The following is a 17,949-nucleotide window of genomic DNA, read 5'->3' on the forward strand; positions in this document are numbered from 1 at the left end:
TATCGAAACATAAAGAGAGTATATACGATCTTCGTATCGTGTTACCATGTACTTTTGCGACATTTCAGCCGGACTAATGCGACATCGCGAGCTGCTTATCCGCCCTTTAACATTTCTGCAATGTACGCTTGCAATCGGTAGATGTCTGAAAGAAGCTCTTCTTCCTCCGGCGTATTTCCATACTCCCCTAGCCAGCGCGGTGTGCGGATATGCCACTCGTTAGACATGTATTGCTGTTCATCCCGGTAGGCTATCATGTGCTCCATGAAATACGCCAAAGAGCCGAAGGATTGTTTACCAGTATCGTTGATGATGGATTGTGTTTTTTTAATGATCGCCTGTAACATTTGTTGAATATGATCTTCGGGATTCATAACGTTCTCCCCCTTGTACACCAAAGGTTTAAAAACAAATAGGAAGGTCCTTCTCTACTCCATAGAGATCAGACAACCTTCCAATCTTCTTTTCAAGACATAAAACATAAACATGTATTAACACATCTGATATAGAACTCATCATTTCGAAGCTACTCTGGATATTCCCTTGATGCCTCGATCAATTTATCTTCTTCATCAAAAACGTTCAGCACTCTCTCAATGTCATCCACTTCATAGCTTCTAACAACAATCAGTTGCTGCATATGAAGACCTGGTGGGTCTATGTCCGGTCGAGACAAGTTATTTAGCAAACGTTCTGGTGTATATAAGATGCTCCATCGTCTGGAACCATCTGTAAAAACTATCGTGATCTCTATCCACTTCCATTCTTCCAAGTTATCCGATCTTACCTCATCATCAAAACGCCAGCTTACCAGCCTTGGTCTTAAATTCATTTCTTTTACGATGTTTTTACCTCTCTTCTGCTTAACTTCTTAAATGCCGAGTATTCCTGATCGGACTTCATATAACTTAGTATCTTTTCCGCACATTCAGCTGAACTAAGCTCTTCCGTGTTCACTTCCAGATCATATTCATCATAGGAGTAGATGTAGTCGAACTGGGAATGGGCCAGTCCAATCGCGCGATCTCCCCTGCTCTGCTCTCTTCTGGTGAGTTCTTCTTTGGAGCAATGCACGCCTACAAACAATATCGGATAATCCGATAGTAAATTATAAAAATCATTAAACCACTTGTCATTGCTGATGACCGTATCCACGATGACATTCAAACCCATTTCCGAAAACAGCTTAATGGTTGCACAGTACAACGAATTGATGGGGTCGAACAGGATATCTGTCATCACATGGTGTTCCACTTCTCTTGTTGGTTTCATATCTGGATATGTATTGTCGATAAACTGATCATAATTATGAAGAAATTGATCTACAGATAGATGATGGAACGGAATGTCTCCCTGATTTTTCATTTCCATCGCAATGCTTGTCTTCCCCGAACTTGACGTTCCGTTCAAAAATATAATGAGTCCTCGTTCCATATCTATCACCCTTATCATTAAAATTATTGCTGCAATTCAGATCACATAACAATGAAAATTTCAACTCATTTGATCCAATGTTTCCAAGTTGCTTCACTAATTTTGTGTTCTTTTAAGAACATTTTCAAAAACTTTTCTATTTCGTCTAGTGATTTCTCATAATGTATCGCATTCAATCGCTGAAGCAAACTCATTTCCATCATGCTTTGACTTGTAATCTCAATCCCCAATGCTCTTTATCGCCTGCCGATGAATAGCTTATTTTGAGTCCAATGAAGATTATAACCATAACGATATAGCTCAAAGTAAGGTTGCAGGCAGTCTTCAGCCTCCTGTAGACCTTGATAGCGGGGCCATTGTAAGTAGTAAGCTATCCAATAATCGCAAGCGATGGAATAGTATGCTTCGCTTAATAGCTCGATTGTTTCATCGTAATCACTGCGCGAACTGAGGAGCTCTCCGAGTGCTTCGTAAACGACCTCGCCATCTTCTTCATCCGTGCCTTGAATCAATCTTTGCTCCAGCTTGTTAATTTCGCCTGTCGGTATTACAACGACCTCCGTCAGACTTGCCAAATCTTGTAATGCTTCATTTGCTACGTCTGCCACTTCGTCATCTTCCGGTACTTTGGAGAACAGACTCTTCAATCTTTGAATGAGCTTCTCCCCCAGACCACGCAACGTTTCCTCAGAAGCAGCCTCATGTCCGCCGTTGAAATATCCTGGCACATATTCGCCGGCGAAGTCCTCAGGATTCAACATCTCATAAATTGGACGTATTCTATCCAAAAGACGCTGCCCGTCTGGAATCGGCTCAAACACACGTTCAACGCCTGCTCCCGATGGCATAAACCACTGAAAAAATCCGTATAGATGGTCTGCTTCAACCTCATCATCATCTGCTGGCTTAAATTCTTCTCCACCCATCGCTAATAAATAGCGGCCATATTCCTGTTGATTCAATCGTACCATCTCCTCTTCTGTTAGCCCGTTTACCACTCTCTCCATTCTTCCGTAATATCTTCATCCTCCTCAATGTCTAATCCAGCCAGCCTAGCTGCCTTGTCGATAAAATCGGCCAATTCTTCACGTTCCATCGTTTCAATGAAATAGCCATTTTCCTCATTCATCTCATTAAATGTAACCACAACTTCTTCTACAGCTTTCATAATATGCTTAGGATGTTTCGTTTCTTGTACTACTATTAACTGGTTTAAAAAGATATCCAAGGCTTTGTCAGACATGAGTAATCTCTCTTCTGTAAAAATCTCATCTCCGCCTTCGATCATTCTTTCGCTCCATAGTTTGGTTGGTTTTTCATGAAATAAGTTTAGCAAGGTCATTGGGATCATTCTCCTTCAAGTTTTAATTATGTATATATTTTATCTGTAACCATCCCTACGTACAAGCGTTCCCACCTTTTCAATGGTTCCACTATATTTTCGATGTTGAATTTAATAGTGATATTCTACTAGGTTTATATTATTAATTCACAATAATTATCAGATATGTGTATAGTAGAAATGAAGCAAAATACTAAATCTAACGGAGAGGATGATATCATGTCTTTTTTCAAAAGGAAGGTTGTACTAGTCTCTGTATTAATCTTATCGGCTATCTTCTCTGGTGCAATCGCTTACGTAAATGGTCAATCGAAACCGGACGTAGCCATTCATAAAGTCGTCAACCTTTCGTCCAACTCCTTAACATTTCATAAAATTGATAAGCTGGATGCGTTCGCTGAACTGATCGTCATTGGTTATGCCACAGCAGATGTCAGAGATCGAGAGCATGTTATTACTGCATTTGATGATGGGACTATGCAATCCTTTCACACCAATACAAACATCAAGATTGAAAAGATATTAAAGCAACCGAACGATTTTCCTACTGATCAGAACGAATTAACAATCATTGAACCCGTCAGCCTGGAAGGAGACGTCAAGTACACAGTTAATGACTATGTAGAACTGCAGAAAGGTGATAAAAGTGTGCTCTTCTTGATGAAAAACTCCTTTGGTGATTATGGATTAATTAATGATAACTTAGGCAAATTCAGCCTTGAAGGGATAAGTCAATATAGTGTACCTCAATCCTCCACTGCACAAGCGTTATCAGAATACGAAACTTTCCGTAACTCTGTCATGAAGAAGTACCATTTGAATTGAGGCTTACGTCAAAGGATGAAGTTATCGATTTTTGTCTAAAATCATTGGGTATCACTTTAATCTCCACGTTTAGATGTATAGATTCAGGCAGATTCATTTGAGTTATATTCTCACTACCAATGAAGTAATAATGCTTTTCGTCCAGTTCTATCAAACCGCCACCTGTTGAGCCAGAAGTTGAAATCAAATTCCCGTCACGATAAAGCTCACAAGCAATGTTATACTCCATCAAACTAAACCCTTTCACTTCATATCCAACCTTGATTTGATTTTCCGTGTAATCAGCATTTCGTAAACTAATCGCACCACCATCGACCATTTGGGTCTGAATTGCAATATTTGCCTCGGGCATCTCTGGTTTCCTTAATAAATATCCCACTTTTAGGTACCATATAGTCCCCAGTACAACTACAGCAAGTACAATTATAGCAATAATAAAATTCTTTTCTTTTTTATCCATAATCCTTACTCCTTACATCTGAACACGGTCTTGGTTCATCGACCATGCATTCCATTAGGAATTATGTTCGATTAAATTTCAGGTTTTCCGCATTATCCTAAAAATACATTGTTAATTATCTCTCGATCATAATCTAGAATCCAATCGTTATATTCTTTATAGATACCCATTAGTTCTTCCCTTGCTGCTGAAATAACATCGCAACCTCTATCATCATAGATATGAAATATCGTTTTCTTACTTATATTAATGAAATACACCCTATGATAAATCTTTGGCTTAATTCCAACATCATGATTACATATAGCTTTGATTAACTGATTGTATTTCAAGTCCTTAACTCTGCATCTAGTCCAGTACCTATACATGGTGTTTCTTGGGTCTTGGATGTCATCTGATTCACAATCCAAACCTGGAAATATCTCAAGGCTCAGGGCTCTAATCGGCCCTTTCTTCTTAATATATTTTCTGTACAGGTTCAATTTTTTCACTTTGTGTTTAGGCTTATCTCCCAAATAAGCTTGAGTTATGAATAGGACTTCATCTTCTTGATCATGAAGAGCCTTAAATAATTCAAGTGATCGATGATAAACTTGTTCCATGTAATACTCCGTACTCATTCCAAACATCAGAGAATTGCCAAGTTCGAATCGTATTCCAACATCCCCATTATAAAAAAGCGGCGGTTCTAAGGTCAGGTTTGGAAAATGCTCTGCGAGATATGTCTTCAGGTCCATTCTGTGTCCTCCATTATTTTTTTTGGATTACATCTAATTAATTCTTTAGCTCTCCATTTCCTATCTTGTTTAAAGCTCTTTTACAAATAATACTTCGCCAGGTGATCAGGGATTTCCTCAACAGCCGAATAGGCCTCCAAATTCTCTTTAAAGATGGTTGCCAGTTTACTGGCCTGATTCGTTCTAATTCCATTGACCGTTAAACTTAATCTGGAGAAATCATTCATTAACAGATTATGAATGAATAGACGCTCTCTGTAAAACGTACTCAAATGACAAAACAAAAAAGAAACCGTTCTTTGGTGAAATGGAGGTACCACCCAACCATTGGATAGAGACGGTTTCTTTTTATAATCAATATACTATGAATCAACTTTTCTTGCCTAATGATTCACCCACCCTGCTTCACGTATCGATTAACAGGCACTGAAAGTCCCATATTTCCCCGCAGCGTATCATGCTCGTATTCCGTACGGAACAGTCCACGCTGTTGCAACACAGGCACGACCAACTCTACAAAAGCTTCGAGTCCATCCGGTACAGTCGGCAGGATAATGAATCCGTCCACTGCCCCCTCTTCGAACCATAGCTGCATCTTGTCGGCAATTGTTTCAGGTGTACCAAAAAACGGGGATCGGGGCTGTGCAACATGTAACGCAACCTCGCGTAGTGTCGATCCTTGCTCCCGTGCTTCCCGCTTAATCTGATCCGTAAAACTTCGGAATCCATTGGAACCAAAATCGCCTAAATCCGGAAAAGGCTCATCCAGATCATATTGGGTAAAATCATGATAATCAAAGTAACGACTTAAATATTGAACCGCATCATCAACGGAGCCCAGATGGAGAACCTCATCATATTTACGCTGGGCTTCCTCTTCGGTATGTCCCACAATGGGTGCAATGCCCGGCAGAATCAGTATGTCTTCAGGCTTACGTCCGAAGGAGACCGCGCGCTGCTTCAGATCATCGTATACCGCCTTGGCTTCCTCCAGCGATTGACCGTGGACAAATACAGCATCAGCCGTTTTTGCAGCAAAATCCCGGCCCGATTCCGACGCGCCTGCCTGGAAAACGACGGGATGCCCCTGCTTCGAACGCGCAATGTTCAGCGGTCCGGCCACCTCGTAAAATTCGCCTTTATGATTCAGCTTGTGCAGCTTCTCCGGATCAAAGAACACACCGCTTTCCTTGTCCCGAATCAACGCATCGTCTTCCCAGGAGTCCCATAATCCCCGTGTTACCTCCACGTACTCTTCCGCCATACGATAACGGGTTTCGTGGTCGGGATGGCCTCCCTTGTTGAAGTTGTCTGCTACACCTTCCGATGGCGAAGTCACCACATTCCACGCTGCACGTCCGCCGCTGAGATGATCCAGGGATGCAAACTGACGAGCCACCGTAAACGGTTCGCTATAGGATGTGGAGAGTGTTCCTGCCAATCCAATGTTTCTGGTCGATGCGGCAAGAGCAGACAGGACGGTAAGTGGCTCAAAACGATTCAAAAAATGAGGGATCGACTGCTCTGTAATATGCAAGCCATCGGCAATAAATACAAAATCAAGCTTGCCGGCCTCCGCCTGTCTAGCCTGCTGGATGTAAAAATCGATATTTATGCTTGCATCTGATGGCAGCTCGGGATGTCTCCAGCCCGAAACGCTGGAGCCGACGCCGTGTAGTGATGTTCCCAGCCTTAATTGACCCTCTCTCGACATTACGGTTCCCCTCTCAGTTAATGTAATCTCATTTTTATATCCGTTCTATCTGCAAACGTTTTGTTCAAAGTGCTTCTGCTGCTGTCGGCTGCTTTGCATAACGATTTTCCGGCACAGGCAAACCCAGATGCCCCCGTAGCGTATCGAATTCATATTCCGTGCGAAACACACCGCGCTCCTGCAAAATCGGCACGACGTCATCCACAAAAATATTAAGATCCTCCGGTGTAATCGGGTGTACGATGAAGCCGTCGGCTGCTTTTGTCTCGAACCAATGCTGCAGCGTATCCGCTACCGTCTCGGCCGAGCCGATGAACGGAGAACGTGGGGCCACCGCTTCAAGAGCAACCTGCCGCAAAGTCTGTCCATGCTCGCGGGCTCTTGCTTTGATTCGGTCCGTGCCGCTACGAAACGAGTTCTGTCCGAGATCACCCAACTCCGGGAATGGCTCATCCAGTGCATACTGATGAAAATCATGATGGTCGAAAAACCGGCCCAACACGTCCAGCGCTTCCTCAATCGGAGTCTGTCTCGCAGCCTCCTGATATCTCAGCTCCGCCTCTTCATCGGTTTTACCAATAATCGGAACAATGCCTACCATAATGGAAAGATCGTCTGCCGCGCGTCCTTCCTCCACGGTACGCCGCTTTACATCCTCATAGAATGCTCTTGCGTCCTCAATCGAGTTCTGTCCGGTAAATACTGCATCTGCACCCTTCGCCGCAAGCTGTTTTCCAGGCTCCGACGAGCCAGCCTGAAATACTACAGGTTGTCCCTGCTTCGTACGTGCAATGTTGAGCGGCCCCGCTACCTTAAAATGCTTACCTTCATGATTAACACGATGCAGCTTCGCAGGATCAAAAAAGACGCCCGTCTCCTTGTTTCGCACAAAGGCGTCCGTCTCCCAGGAGTCCCACAAGCCGCGCACAACGTCCAAAAACTCCTCGGCAATCTCGTAACGCTCCCCGTGGGTCGGATGCGACTCTTTGCTATAGTTTGTTGCCGAGCCTTCTAACGGCGATGTGACCAGATTCCAGCCTCCGCGCCCCTTACTGATATGATCAAGAGAAGCAAACTGACGGGCCGCATTAAAGGGTTCACTATACGAGCTGGACAATGTGCCAACCAGCCCGATCCGGGTGGTAACTGCCGCAAGCGCGGACAAAATCGTAAGTGGCTCGAAACGATTTAGAAAATGAGGAATGGATTTTTCAGTGATAAACAGCCCATCGGCAATAAACACAAGGTCGAATTTGCCTCGTTCCGCCGTTTGGGCCTGCTGTGTGTAAAACTCAAGATTAACGCTGGCATCCACCGGCACACTGGGATGACGCCAACTGGACATCGTTCCACCAACACCCAAAATAATGCTGCCTAATTTAAGCTGTTTCGCTTTACTCATGGTCACCCTCCCGCATTGATCCATTTATTGAAGCAGTGTAGTATCAGCCAACTGCAAACGATAGCTTTTGACTAACGTCTGCCCTGTAGTAAACTCCTTATCATGGGCTCGTTCAAAGCCCAGTCGCTCATAGAGACGGATGGCCTCTCCCATCATGTCCGAGGAATGAAGGTACAACGTATCCGCACCTTGTTCTCTCGCAAGTTTGGCGCTCGCTCGAATGAGCTCTGTAGCCACACCTCTGCCGCGCGCCTTACCAGTCACGCCCAGCAAACGGATAATCGGGGAATGGATGCCAAGCTCTGCATTACCGTATGCTGTCTCGGATGAGGCATATACAAACACACTGCCTACAACTTCTCCGTCCAGTTCTGCTACAAGCTTGGCTATCGTTGACGATTTATTAATAGCTTCTACAATGCTTGCTTTATAGGCAAGCCATACATCCTGAGGAAGCTCTTGTTCATATTGGCTGTATGCCTCAAACAGGATGGCCTCCAGCAAGCGAACGTCATCGGCTGCCGCTTCCCTGATGATCAGTTCCCGGCCGTCATTGCTCGGATTCGGTTGTTGCCTTTCCGTTGATTGCGCCTCAGTCTTTCCCATCATTGCACCTGCTTTTCAGCCGCTTCTTGCTTGATTCTGCGAATCTGGTTGAGATGGTTCTCCACATGAGCTACAAAAGCCGGGATGATCGCAGAAAGAGATACCGCCTCCCCTTTGAAGTTGATGCCGGTTTTGCTCCATTCCTCATCGCCCAGGCGCTCCAGTAGCCCTGAGTTGTATTGAACCAGGCCATGAGCAATCGTAATCAGGCGAGAGATTTGCTCCTCATTTGCTTTCTGTCCAGCAACCCACGCATCCTGGTTAAAACCGGGTAGCGTCGCTTTTGATCCTGCTAGTATTTCACGAATGCGAAAGGAAACGACGATGCTGTGGTCCACCAGATGCGCCAGCACTTCGGTAACACTCCAGGAGGATGGAGACGATTTCCATTTCAACTGCCGCTCGGTCAGTCCCGCGATTTCCTGTTCAATCTCTTCATAAGCGTCTACATACGCCGATATGATTGATGTTGTCTTCCCTGTTGTGTTCCCCATCATTACCGCTCTCCGATCTGTATTATGAAATGGATTCGATTATAAACGTTATTAACGTTGCACTAGTTCCTCTGTAAATGCTTCTCTAAGCAACTGGAAGGAACGAGTCCTCTTATCAAAATCAGGAATAATCGTTGTGAATACAAAACTGTTTACACCATACTCCTCTGACAGCGCGAGCAGCCGCTTCCGCACCGTTTCCTTTGTGCCGCGTGTAATGTCCGCCTCGCGCTCAACCGCCGTATAGGATTCTCCGGCCTGCCTTGCGAATTCCTCTGCCTGCTCCAGCGTCTGCACATTAACGGTTTTGCCACTGGCCAGCGTCACACGCACACTTTTATGCTGTCCCGCCAGCGCATTAGCCTCTTCTTCCGTCTCTGCCGCAATCACAGACAAGGCCAGAATCGCTTGTGGCTCCCCGCCTTGCTCAGCGTTAAACTGTGTGTGGTAAGCATCCAACGCAGCGCGTGCCGTCTCGGGATCACTGTTAATAAATAGGGCGAACGCATAAGGAAGCCCCTGCCTTGCCGCCAGCTCTGCACTGGAAACGCTCGTACCCAGCATATAAATACCCGCTGGCTGTCCTGGTAACGGATGAGCCGTCAGCCCTGGCTGCGCATGGGATTCACTCGCCGGAGAATGCAGGAAGTCCTTAAGTTCCACCAATTTGTCCTCCAACGTTTCCGGCTCTGCGATTCCCTTTTGCAGCGCCTTCGTGGAACGAGGCAAGCCGCCCGGCGCTCGCCCGATGCCCAATTCAACCCGTCCCGGGGCCAGCGTCGCAAGTATATTGAAGTTTTCCGCTACCTTATATGGACTGTAATGCTGGAGCATTACACCACCGGAGCCGACCCGGATGGTATGGGTCTGTGCCAGCAAATACGATACGAGCACTTCTGGCGATGATCCGGCAACACCTTCCGAGTCATGATGCTCGGCTACCCAAAAACGATCATAGCCAAGAGACTCCGCGAGCATCGCCAGTTCTACTGTATTGTTCAGCGCCTCCGCAGCCGTCTGGCCGGGAAACACGATGCTTTGGTCCAAAATTCCTAATGTAAATGACATGTACAGTCCCCCTCCAATGTTCCTTGAATCAATTTCATAACTCACTAAAAATGGTTTTTTGTAACAAGATATAGACAAATTGAATCGTTTTGATCTATATCTTGCCTTGATTGAAGTAGCTAAAGGTATTATGAAATTGATTCCCTTATATCGAGTATGCGGTGTCAGGCGTAATGCGTTTGAGAAATTGCTTCGTGCGTTCTTCCTTCGGATATCGGAACAACTGCTTCGGATCGCCTTCCTCCACAATGACACCGCCATCCATGAATACAACATGGTTCGCTACTTCCTGCGCAAAACCCATTTCGTGAGTAACGATGATCATCGTTATTCCTTCCTCCGCAATTTGGCGAATGACAGCCAGCACCTCGCCTACAAGTTCCGGGTCAAGAGCAGAGGTCGGCTCGTCAAACAAAATGACCTCTGGATTCATCGCCAACGCCCGTGCAATACCGACGCGCTGCTGCTGTCCACCAGACAGCTCGCTAGGGTACGAATCGAGCTTGTTTCCGAGGCCAACTTTCTCCAGCAAGGCCGCACTGCGCGCCTTTGCTTCCTCCTTCGGCACTTTACGGACAGCGACAAGCCCCTCCATCACATTTTGCAGCGCCGTTTTGTGGCGAAATAAATTATATTGCTGGAATACCATCGCCGATTTTTGGCGCAGAGCATGGATATCCTTTTTGTTATGCTGCTTGTAATTCAGGGTAAAGTCTCCGATGCTGATATGCCCGGAATCCGGCTTCTCCAAATAATTGATGCAACGCAGAAGTGTTGTTTTGCCAGAACCGCTTGGTCCCAGAATGGCAACAACCTCTCCGCGCTTTACACTCAGATCAATTCCCGAAAGCACTTTATTGTCCCCGAAGCTTTTGTGTATTTGCTTAAGTTCAATCATGACACGCCTCCCCGGCTGTACGCCCTGAACCGCTTCTCTGCCAGCGCGGTCAGTCTTTCAATAGTTATGGTCAGACCCCAGAAAATGAGAGCTGCCGCCACATACGCCTCAAAAAACTTCCAGTTGGTCGATGCGACAATTTGCGCCTTGGCGTTAATCTCCACCACAGAGACCGCAAATGCTAGCGTTGAACCATGCAGCATACCAATCAGCATGTTCGAAATGTTGGGCAGACTCGCCGCAAAAGCCTGCGGCAACACAATTCGGCGCATCGCCTTCGATGCTGTCATGCCAAGGGAATAAGCAGCCTCGATCTGCCCGCGATCAACCGAGAGCAAGCCGGATCTAACAATCTCTGACGCATAAGCCCCAGCCGTAATCGAAAATGCGAGGTAGGCAAAGCCGATCAACGGAATCGACGCGGAGTTGAATCCAAGTCCGAGCGATGCTGTCACACTGTCAATCACCATGGGCAGACCGAAATAGATCAGAAGCAAATGTGTAATCATTGGCGTACCGCGAATAAATGTAACGTAGGCAGCCGCCAGCTGACTCAGCACAGGAATCCGAAATTGGCGGACAAGCGCAACGGCTGTGCCGATGATAAAACCGAAGACAACCGATACAGCGGTAATCGCCAGCGTAATCGGGATGACACCGAGAAGCTCCACGAAAGCGGTCCATACAAAGGAAAGATCAAAGCTCATATCGGAGCAAACCCCCTCTTCTGTACTTTCCGCTCAAGCACACGGAACACCCGATCCAGCACAAAGCTTAGAACAAAATAAATGAGAGCCAGTGAGATATACGCTTCGATAAAATGACGAGAGATCGTTGCCAGTGTGGAGGATTTGCCGGTCATCTCCATGACACCCACACTGAAAGCAAGTGATGTATCCTTCAGGCTGCCAATCACCATATTGGAGAATATAGGCAGTGCCGTCACATATGCCTGCGGCAATACAATCCGGAAAAAGGCTTGTGGGCCAGACATGCCCAGCGCATAAGCAGCCTCGACCTGCCCCCGATCCACCGATGCGACTGAAGCCCGAATCATCTCCACCATAAACGCTCCGCTATTCAACGAGTAAGTCATAATGACAAAATACAGTGCAGGTGCACGATTGGCATTAATACCGAACAAACCTAAAATTTCCGGTACACCGTAATAGAACAAAAACAGCTGAATCAGGATCGGTGTACCGCGAAAAAAGGATACATACAGCTTAGACAGCTGTTTCAGCACCGGAATATTATACATCTGCGGCAGTGCCGCGATGGAACTGATGATAAGTCCAAGCACCATTGCACTAACTACAATTAGAAGCGTAGTACTGATAGTGGGTAGGAGCTTTACAAAGTAGTCAATGACATAACTGAATTCAAATGGTGCACCCATCGCAGCGACCTGCCTTTCCTCTACGTGTTATTTGGCTTCCGATTGCGTAGCGTCAAAACCAAGCCATTGCTCGCTCAGTTGCTTCAATGTGCCGTCAGCCTTGATTTCCTTCAGCACTTCATCGACACGGTCAGCGAGTTTTTGCTGCTCAGGGTCGTTTTTGCGGAACATAAACAGCGTGTCTGATTCACTAAGCGGCGCACCGACCAGTTTCAAATCGTTGTTTGGATCGATAAGTGGAAGGGTAAAGTCTGCAGCTATAGACGCTACAACCCGTTTGGACTTGAGTTGTGAGATTAAATCGTTGGCCACACCACTTGAATACACAATTTCAAGTGCATTGTCATGCTCCTTGTTGTAGTTTTCCAGCAAGATGGCTTGTGCACTGGTTGCTGTAGTAAATACTTTCTTGCCCTTCAAATCGTCAATGGATTGAATGGAGTTGTCATCTTTAAGAACGGCAATTTTGTTTTTCCAATGGGAATACGCTTCTTTGTTGAACAGATATTTCTCCTCGCGCTCCGGATTTTTTTCCATTTGATGTGCAACCATGTCAATCTTGTTCGTTTCAAGGCTCAGCAGCAAGTTGGTGAACTCCAGCGTCTGAAACTCGAACTCGTAATCATCAAGCCGTTTATCAATTTCTCTGACCAGTTCTACATCGTAACCCGTCAGCTTATCATTTTCGTCAATAAAGGCTACATTCGGAAACTGTGTGCCTGTTCCCACAATAATCTGGGTTGGTTCGTTTGCCCCCTCAGCTCCCGATGCCGTCTTCGCTTCTCCCCCGGTGTTGCATCCTGTCAACGCCAGAACTAGTGCAGTAGTTAGTGTTAAAACAGACCATTTTTTCATGTTTGTATCCCCCGTTATGTTTTATATTATTTTTAAACCACCAATTCATACATGTTAAGTAGGAATTAATTGATCTAAAAATATCATCCCAGTGGGAATATCGTCAACGGGTATACTTATAGAACTATTCTATATGTAAATTCAATTATTCAATGTGTGCGATTACACGATTCCCTATTCACTATATTTTGTGTCGGGAAAGTCTCTTATTGTGAGAGTTTAGAGACATAGGATCGACAAAAAAAGCCGGACATTTAATGCCCCGGCTTCTTTGTTTTCGCAAGTATACATTCAGTTCATTCAAACCATTCATACATATGTTAGTGCTTTCCAATCAACGTTCACATCCGATCGTCAATTTTCCATCCCTCGTTTTCGAAGAGTATAGAATACGTGGATTCATCTTTTTGGCCATCTTCCCATGTTCTAGATACTTCAATTAAGATCTCATCATTTTCACTTACTTCAATGTTATTTATATCTACCGATTCTAACTTAAGAGAATCCTTGTTCAATTGATAATATACTTTAACCATCTCATCGACTGTTGCTTCTTCTGTATAGTCTCCTGTACACCATGCATATACGCTTTTCACATATGTTTCTGTCGTGTAGTCTTTCCATCTCCGGATATCATCAAAATGTTGAAAGTAGTTATTCACAGTAAGCATAAAATCATGATTAGGTATTTCTTGCACATTATAATTAATTTCTATCATTTCTCTTGTTCCACATCCCGTACTACACAAGATGATAAGAATGAGTATAAGACATGCTTTAGAATATTTCATATAAACTCCTTCTCTTGCTTGTATCGTTGTTCCAACAGACTACTTCCTTGAAATTCAACTCGCAGACCAAGGCTCCATTAGGAGCCCCAGCTCGAATGTTCTGTTATCAGAAGTACTCCCCTTCTATGTACTACCTACAAGAGTCGTTTTAGTATTACTTCTACTTCTTCTCTTAATTCACTTTGTATCTCATCACTTGTTGGGTAGTCCCTTATTCTTTCTAGCTCTGGTTTAAGTATTTCTAGTGCAATTGGCCAATTCATGTCTTGTTGCCATATAAGTAAATCAAGGATCGAATATCCATATTGGTTCACCACTATTCTTTATTTGAATTTACTTTTGATCTATAAATAAATCTCATGTGAGTATCTCTGATCATAAAAACTCGTCTTTCCAAAACCAGTAAAACATCTTTTGCTTCATTCGATTCGCTATGTCACCATTTCTTACCTTAATCCATTTATATAGTGGTTCTTCTATAAATTCCAATAAGTCCTTTTTGCATTTCTTAAGGCTTTCTGCCAGCTCATTATAGGTAAACTTAATGCATACGAGTTCTTCCTTAAGTGGTTCCGGATCATCTGACCATACTAAGGCGTAATCATCAAAATACTGAATTCCAGGCGATGGGTCATGCCCAAGCCATGGACTTTGTTTAGCTTGAATTGAATGTTCTATTGATTGTATTTCTTCTAGCCCACAACAGCAGCTAGGCATGATACATGTCTCATCATCCTTTATAAAAGCTGCCCCACCTAGTAGCGCTACTTCATCTTGCTCAAATAGCTCTTCAAAAGATTCCTCGAAAGACTTCGATACATCAATGCTGTTGTATCCAAATAAATGCAGTAAAAACAATTCAACTTCAGCTTCACTACTTTTTGAGGATAAAAAAGTAAATTCCTTTCGATTCACTTCATTCTCAATCCAAATAGGTTTATCGTAATAAGGTTCTCGGATTACTGGTTTCATATAAGACAACTTAAACTTCACCTACTTCATCTTTTTATCTCGTTTTCAGGAATTTCAGCTAACGTTCCTGTATTCATGACGCTTGGCGTATGCCAAGTGTGTCCGGCAGCCTCTGCTTTCCTGAAATGCTTCTGCCGGACCGAGGGCGTATGCTCGATGCGTGAATATATTGTTATCTGATTTTCAAGGTAATCTATGAATAACTTTCAATAATGTTTCAACTATGATCTTCAATCAATATTAACTTCTTATCTTTCATTTGAAATATTGATTTCCCTTGAAGTTTTAATGTTTCTCCTGCCATCATTCCATTAGGGAGATCTCTGGACAATACTCCCTCATAATCAATGTCAACCTCTGCTTTATCTCCTGCGAAAGTAATGTTCTTTATTACTTGACGCCTTTGAGAAAATACCTGAATTGACTGCTCTGCTAATGTGCGAAATTCCTGAATCCCCTTTGTTTCCGAATTCACTTCACCTTTAGAAATGTTTCGAAAATGAATATTCTCATTCAAAACTCCTATCATTCCATCAATGTTAAACGTATTATATGAGCTCAGGTATTTTTCAATAAGATCTTTTAAATTTGAGTTCTCCAAGTCGAATCACACTCCTAGATTTTGATATTACATAATTGTCCTGATTTCAGATAACGTTCCTGTATTCACGACCCAGCGTATGCTGGGTGTCCGGCGAATACCAGACCAAGGACGAATGTCCACAGCGTGAATATTATGTTATACGACGTACTAGCCTTCCTGATTACTCTCTCTAATTCCCATAAGTATTTAACTCACCTAAAACTCTAAGTTTTTCGAAAACTTTTTTATACTCTCGATCTATTTTCTCAACTATAAGATCTCTTGTAATATATTCTAAGTTAGTTTCTATCATTTCTTTATAATTATTTCCAAAGACTTCAACAAGCAAAATACGATAATCAAATTCTATATGATCATATGTGCCTAATATATAATCCAAATTTAAGATATCATGTCTTACTTTCTCCATTATCCCGTACAATCTGTTTATTACAGATAGTTCTTCTGGATTTAATTCCTCACTAAGTGAGACGATTATTGATGAATATGCTGTGTTCATTGGTAATAGATTAGGGGCACGACCAACATGTTGTCTTTTTTGCTCTTTGACTATATTCAATCCCTCATCAATAGCATTTAAAAAATCAATATAAATAATTTTTGCTGAAGTTCTTTTATTCTCAAAAATTCTTCTATTCTCTAACTCACGAGTTTTATTATAGATTTCTGATTGAGCCTTTATACTATCTTGAGTCGCACTTTTACTGGCCTTATAGCTTAAGAAGCCACCGATCATAGCACCTACTAAACCTAAGCTAGCAATAATTATGTTACTTATATTTAAGTCCATAATTTCAATTCCCCTTTGTTGCTAGTATGTTGTATAACGTTCCTGTATTCACGACTCAGCGTATGCTGAGTGTCCGGCGAATGCCGGACCCAGGGCGTATGCCCGTAGCGTGAATATTATGTTAAGCGTTGCTTCTATCTTTATGATGTTAGTATTGAATTTTCGTTACCATGCATATCCCAAATGCAAGATATTTTCTTGGATAAGATTTATCATGATTATGAATACTACTTCTTTCAGTGTGACTTAAAAACAAATAACTTCGAATTTTTATCTGAATAGAGATATTCTTTTAAAAATAGTTTAAGCTCTTCATTTTCGGTATCTAACCACTGATCAACCTGTTCCACTTCTTCATCTTGTTTTTCCACTTTCCATAAATCTTCTCTATTCTCAACCATTTTAATCAAAATATCTTCTTCGAATTTGTGAACTAATCTTCTTATCCATTCTTGATCAAAGAATTCAAGAGGAGATTCCTCCCGCATACTAATATGTGCTTGAGCCATAGACATATAGGCATATATTGAAGGAGAAACATCCATATCTAATGTCACTTCTGGATCAACAATTTTAATGTCAACAGGCGAATTATCATATAAATTAAAAAAGACATTCACTCCTAATCCTGAAAATCTAGTTTGCTTTGCTTGTCGGGCTGTCGACACCATCTTATTATTGATACTAGATTTAACCTCAGTTATCGCCACAATTTTAAGATAGCGATTAACTATAATAAAATCTGGAGTTGAAAATTGCTTTTTGTTGCTCTTACTTACTCTAAGTACGCCAAATGGAGAAACATCGTCCAATTGTTCAAGCAGCAAGCGAGCTATACCTTCACCATAACCTGCAGAAATCTTTCCCTTTCGTTCAGACGAACAATTTAATACTACATCCTTGTTTAGCCACAACTTATTCGAATCCGTTATTAATGGATGTAAATTTAATACTGGGCAATACGGATTTATGAAACCACTACTTAATAAGCTTCTTTGATACTGAAAGAATTTCACTAACATCTCCACATGCATTTGATGAAGCTCTAAATATGCTCTTCTATCATTGCTTATCAATTTCAATCTCTGATAATTTCTAAAACCCATATCATAAACGTCAGTTAAATAAGCATTTAAATCTATTTCTTGTATATTAGAATCAAGTGTTTTCAAACTATTTTCCACTCTTTTATACAGAATAAGATTTTTATTAAAAGTACTTTTAATAATATCAGTTTGAATTGAAAAAATATTTGTTCCTGAATTGAAAGTTGACATTCCTACTCAAATCCCCAATCTTCAACTTAGTATTTTAGCTATATTAGAAATTAACTTCTCACTTAAAAACTAAATGTAATATCAAATTTTAATTTTGTTTTCTCTTTGAAATTTGTGCTAAAGACTTATTCCAGTTTTGAATTTCACTAGTTTATTTTTTTAGACTACTCTTAAATTTGATTTTAAGAAGTTACGCTTAACGTTCCTGTATTTACGACTCGACGCATGTCGAGTGTCCGGCGTATGCCGGGCCAAGGGCGCATACCCGCAGCGTGAATATT

At 42.7% G+C, this 17,949-nt stretch carries 23 protein-coding genes; 1 reads left to right on the top strand and 22 read right to left on the bottom strand.

All coding sequences use genetic code 11. The features are described from left to right. Positions 1–95 precede the first annotated feature (95 nt). From HF638_RS04305 to HF638_RS04325, 5 genes are all read right to left on the bottom strand, one after another. Positions 96–374, bottom strand: coding sequence for a hypothetical protein (locus HF638_RS04305; protein ID WP_169479039.1), 279 nt, complete (start codon positions 372–374; stop codon positions 96–98). Between the two features lie 152 nt (positions 375–526). Continuing rightward, positions 527–772 carry a hypothetical protein gene (locus tag HF638_RS04310; protein WP_169479040.1) on the bottom strand — a complete coding sequence of 82 codons (246 nt, stop codon included), beginning with the start codon at positions 770–772 and terminating at the stop codon, positions 527–529. A gap of 65 nt (positions 773–837) precedes the next feature. Beyond that, the gene (locus HF638_RS04315; RefSeq protein ID WP_169479041.1) at positions 838–1,434 is read right to left on the bottom strand and encodes a chloramphenicol phosphotransferase CPT family protein; all 597 of its coding nucleotides are present in this window, start codon (positions 1,432–1,434) and stop codon (positions 838–840) included. Positions 1,435–1,670: 236 nt separating this feature from the next. Further along, positions 1,671–2,396: a hypothetical protein gene (locus HF638_RS04320; RefSeq protein ID WP_169479042.1), complete on the bottom strand. Its 726-nt coding sequence runs from the start codon at positions 2,394–2,396 to the stop codon at positions 1,671–1,673. Between the two features lie 29 nt (positions 2,397–2,425). Further along, complete coding sequence (locus HF638_RS04325; protein WP_169479043.1) at positions 2,426–2,776, bottom strand: hypothetical protein; 351 nt, start codon at positions 2,774–2,776, stop codon at positions 2,426–2,428. A gap of 219 nt (positions 2,777–2,995) precedes the next feature. Here HF638_RS04325 and HF638_RS04330 point away from each other — a divergent pair, with 219 nt between their 5' ends. Continuing rightward, the gene (locus HF638_RS04330) at positions 2,996–3,601 is read left to right on the top strand and encodes a hypothetical protein (RefSeq protein ID WP_169479044.1); all 606 of its coding nucleotides are present in this window, start codon (positions 2,996–2,998) and stop codon (positions 3,599–3,601) included. Here the strand turns inward: HF638_RS04330 and HF638_RS04335 are convergent. The 17 genes from HF638_RS04335 to HF638_RS04410 form a co-directional block, all read right to left on the bottom strand. Then, positions 3,576–4,061 carry a hypothetical protein gene (locus HF638_RS04335; protein WP_169479045.1) on the bottom strand — a complete coding sequence of 162 codons (486 nt, stop codon included), beginning with the start codon at positions 4,059–4,061 and terminating at the stop codon, positions 3,576–3,578. The two genes, HF638_RS04330 and HF638_RS04335, sit on opposite strands and share 26 nt — an antisense overlap. Before the next feature lie 92 nt (positions 4,062–4,153). Next, a complete protein-coding gene (locus HF638_RS04340) occupies positions 4,154–4,798 on the bottom strand; it encodes a DUF3885 domain-containing protein (RefSeq protein ID WP_169479046.1) in 645 nt (214 codons plus the stop codon). A gap of 80 nt (positions 4,799–4,878) precedes the next feature. Next, the gene (locus HF638_RS28970) at positions 4,879–5,025 is read right to left on the bottom strand and encodes a DUF6933 domain-containing protein (protein ID WP_397351889.1); all 147 of its coding nucleotides are present in this window, start codon (positions 5,023–5,025) and stop codon (positions 4,879–4,881) included. A gap of 164 nt (positions 5,026–5,189) precedes the next feature. Next, positions 5,190–6,512: an LLM class flavin-dependent oxidoreductase gene (locus HF638_RS04345; RefSeq protein ID WP_169479047.1), complete on the bottom strand. Its 1,323-nt coding sequence runs from the start codon at positions 6,510–6,512 to the stop codon at positions 5,190–5,192. Between the two features lie 64 nt (positions 6,513–6,576). Further along, complete coding sequence (locus HF638_RS04350) at positions 6,577–7,914, bottom strand: LLM class flavin-dependent oxidoreductase (RefSeq protein ID WP_169479048.1); 1,338 nt, start codon at positions 7,912–7,914, stop codon at positions 6,577–6,579. 24 nt (positions 7,915–7,938) lie between these two features. Next, complete coding sequence (locus HF638_RS04355) at positions 7,939–8,520, bottom strand: GNAT family N-acetyltransferase (protein WP_169479049.1); 582 nt, start codon at positions 8,518–8,520, stop codon at positions 7,939–7,941. Next, positions 8,520–9,017 (bottom strand): DinB family protein, encoded by a 498-nt coding sequence (locus tag HF638_RS04360; protein WP_248278000.1) that lies wholly within the window; start codon positions 9,015–9,017, stop codon positions 8,520–8,522. Before HF638_RS04360 ends, HF638_RS04355 begins: the two co-directional genes overlap by 1 nt. A 48-nt stretch (positions 9,018–9,065) precedes the next feature. Then, complete coding sequence (locus tag HF638_RS04365) at positions 9,066–10,082, bottom strand: LLM class flavin-dependent oxidoreductase (protein ID WP_169479050.1); 1,017 nt, start codon at positions 10,080–10,082, stop codon at positions 9,066–9,068. A gap of 145 nt (positions 10,083–10,227) precedes the next feature. Then, on the bottom strand, positions 10,228–10,980 hold the full coding sequence (locus HF638_RS04370; protein WP_169479051.1) for an amino acid ABC transporter ATP-binding protein: 753 nt from the start codon (positions 10,978–10,980) through the stop codon (positions 10,228–10,230). Beyond that, entirely contained in the window at positions 10,977–11,687 is a 711-nt protein-coding gene (locus tag HF638_RS04375; protein WP_169479052.1) for an amino acid ABC transporter permease, read from the bottom strand. The genes HF638_RS04370 and HF638_RS04375 overlap by 4 nt, the downstream gene beginning before the upstream one ends. Next, entirely contained in the window at positions 11,684–12,379 is a 696-nt protein-coding gene (locus tag HF638_RS04380; protein WP_076330079.1) for an amino acid ABC transporter permease, read from the bottom strand. The genes HF638_RS04375 and HF638_RS04380 overlap by 4 nt, the downstream gene beginning before the upstream one ends. A gap of 27 nt (positions 12,380–12,406) precedes the next feature. After that, the gene (locus tag HF638_RS04385) at positions 12,407–13,234 is read right to left on the bottom strand and encodes a transporter substrate-binding domain-containing protein (protein ID WP_169479053.1); all 828 of its coding nucleotides are present in this window, start codon (positions 13,232–13,234) and stop codon (positions 12,407–12,409) included. Positions 13,235–13,575: 341 nt separating this feature from the next. Beyond that, complete coding sequence (locus HF638_RS04390; RefSeq protein WP_169479054.1) at positions 13,576–14,025, bottom strand: hypothetical protein; 450 nt, start codon at positions 14,023–14,025, stop codon at positions 13,576–13,578. Between the two features lie 375 nt (positions 14,026–14,400). Next, complete coding sequence (locus tag HF638_RS04395) at positions 14,401–14,997, bottom strand: hypothetical protein (RefSeq protein ID WP_248278032.1); 597 nt, start codon at positions 14,995–14,997, stop codon at positions 14,401–14,403. Between the two features lie 217 nt (positions 14,998–15,214). After that, the gene (locus tag HF638_RS04400) at positions 15,215–15,598 is read right to left on the bottom strand and encodes a nuclear transport factor 2 family protein (protein ID WP_169479056.1); all 384 of its coding nucleotides are present in this window, start codon (positions 15,596–15,598) and stop codon (positions 15,215–15,217) included. A gap of 172 nt (positions 15,599–15,770) precedes the next feature. Next, the gene (locus tag HF638_RS04405) at positions 15,771–16,391 is read right to left on the bottom strand and encodes a hypothetical protein (RefSeq protein ID WP_169479057.1); all 621 of its coding nucleotides are present in this window, start codon (positions 16,389–16,391) and stop codon (positions 15,771–15,773) included. Between the two features lie 236 nt (positions 16,392–16,627). Then, positions 16,628–17,668, bottom strand: a complete 1,041-nt coding sequence (locus HF638_RS04410; RefSeq protein ID WP_169479058.1) for a hypothetical protein — start codon at positions 17,666–17,668, stop codon at positions 16,628–16,630. Positions 17,669–17,949 lie beyond the last annotated feature (281 nt).

The sequence above is a fragment of the Paenibacillus sp. SZ31 genome (assembly GCF_012912005.1).
Taxonomy (GTDB): Bacteria; Bacillota; Bacilli; order Paenibacillales; family Paenibacillaceae; genus Paenibacillus.

Bases quoted from the DNA above. Each gene is read 5' to 3' on its own strand.
- HF638_RS04340 (WP_169479046.1), bottom strand. From the start codon at position 4,798: ATGGACCTGAAGACATATCTCGCAGAGCATTTTCCAAACCTGACCTTA.
- HF638_RS28970 (WP_397351889.1), bottom strand. From the start codon at position 5,025: ATGAATGATTTCTCCAGATTAAGTTTAACGGTCAATGGAATTAGAACG.
- HF638_RS04360 (WP_248278000.1), bottom strand. From the start codon at position 9,017: ATGATGGGGAACACAACAGGGAAGACAACATCAATCATATCGGCGTAT.
- HF638_RS04405 (WP_169479057.1), bottom strand. From the start codon at position 16,391: ATGGACTTAAATATAAGTAACATAATTATTGCTAGCTTAGGTTTAGTA.
- HF638_RS04410 (WP_169479058.1), bottom strand. From the start codon at position 17,668: ATGTCAACTTTCAATTCAGGAACAAATATTTTTTCAATTCAAACTGAT.
- HF638_RS04385 (WP_169479053.1), bottom strand. From the start codon at position 13,234: ATGAAAAAATGGTCTGTTTTAACACTAACTACTGCACTAGTTCTGGCG.
- HF638_RS04305 (WP_169479039.1), bottom strand. From the start codon at position 374: ATGAATCCCGAAGATCATATTCAACAAATGTTACAGGCGATCATTAAA.
- HF638_RS04330 (WP_169479044.1), top strand. From the start codon at position 2,996: ATGTCTTTTTTCAAAAGGAAGGTTGTACTAGTCTCTGTATTAATCTTA.
- HF638_RS04335 (WP_169479045.1), bottom strand. From the start codon at position 4,061: ATGGATAAAAAAGAAAAGAATTTTATTATTGCTATAATTGTACTTGCT.
- HF638_RS04390 (WP_169479054.1), bottom strand. From the start codon at position 14,025: ATGAAATATTCTAAAGCATGTCTTATACTCATTCTTATCATCTTGTGT.
- HF638_RS04365 (WP_169479050.1), bottom strand. From the start codon at position 10,082: ATGTCATTTACATTAGGAATTTTGGACCAAAGCATCGTGTTTCCCGGC.
- HF638_RS04370 (WP_169479051.1), bottom strand. From the start codon at position 10,980: ATGATTGAACTTAAGCAAATACACAAAAGCTTCGGGGACAATAAAGTG.
- HF638_RS04375 (WP_169479052.1), bottom strand. From the start codon at position 11,687: ATGAGCTTTGATCTTTCCTTTGTATGGACCGCTTTCGTGGAGCTTCTC.
- HF638_RS04395 (WP_248278032.1), bottom strand. From the start codon at position 14,997: ATGAAACCAGTAATCCGAGAACCTTATTACGATAAACCTATTTGGATT.
- HF638_RS04345 (WP_169479047.1), bottom strand. From the start codon at position 6,512: ATGTCGAGAGAGGGTCAATTAAGGCTGGGAACATCACTACACGGCGTC.
- HF638_RS04355 (WP_169479049.1), bottom strand. From the start codon at position 8,520: ATGGGAAAGACTGAGGCGCAATCAACGGAAAGGCAACAACCGAATCCG.
- HF638_RS04350 (WP_169479048.1), bottom strand. From the start codon at position 7,914: ATGAGTAAAGCGAAACAGCTTAAATTAGGCAGCATTATTTTGGGTGTT.
- HF638_RS04315 (WP_169479041.1), bottom strand. From the start codon at position 1,434: ATGGAACGAGGACTCATTATATTTTTGAACGGAACGTCAAGTTCGGGG.
- HF638_RS04380 (WP_076330079.1), bottom strand. From the start codon at position 12,379: ATGGGTGCACCATTTGAATTCAGTTATGTCATTGACTACTTTGTAAAG.
- HF638_RS04325 (WP_169479043.1), bottom strand. From the start codon at position 2,776: ATGACCTTGCTAAACTTATTTCATGAAAAACCAACCAAACTATGGAGC.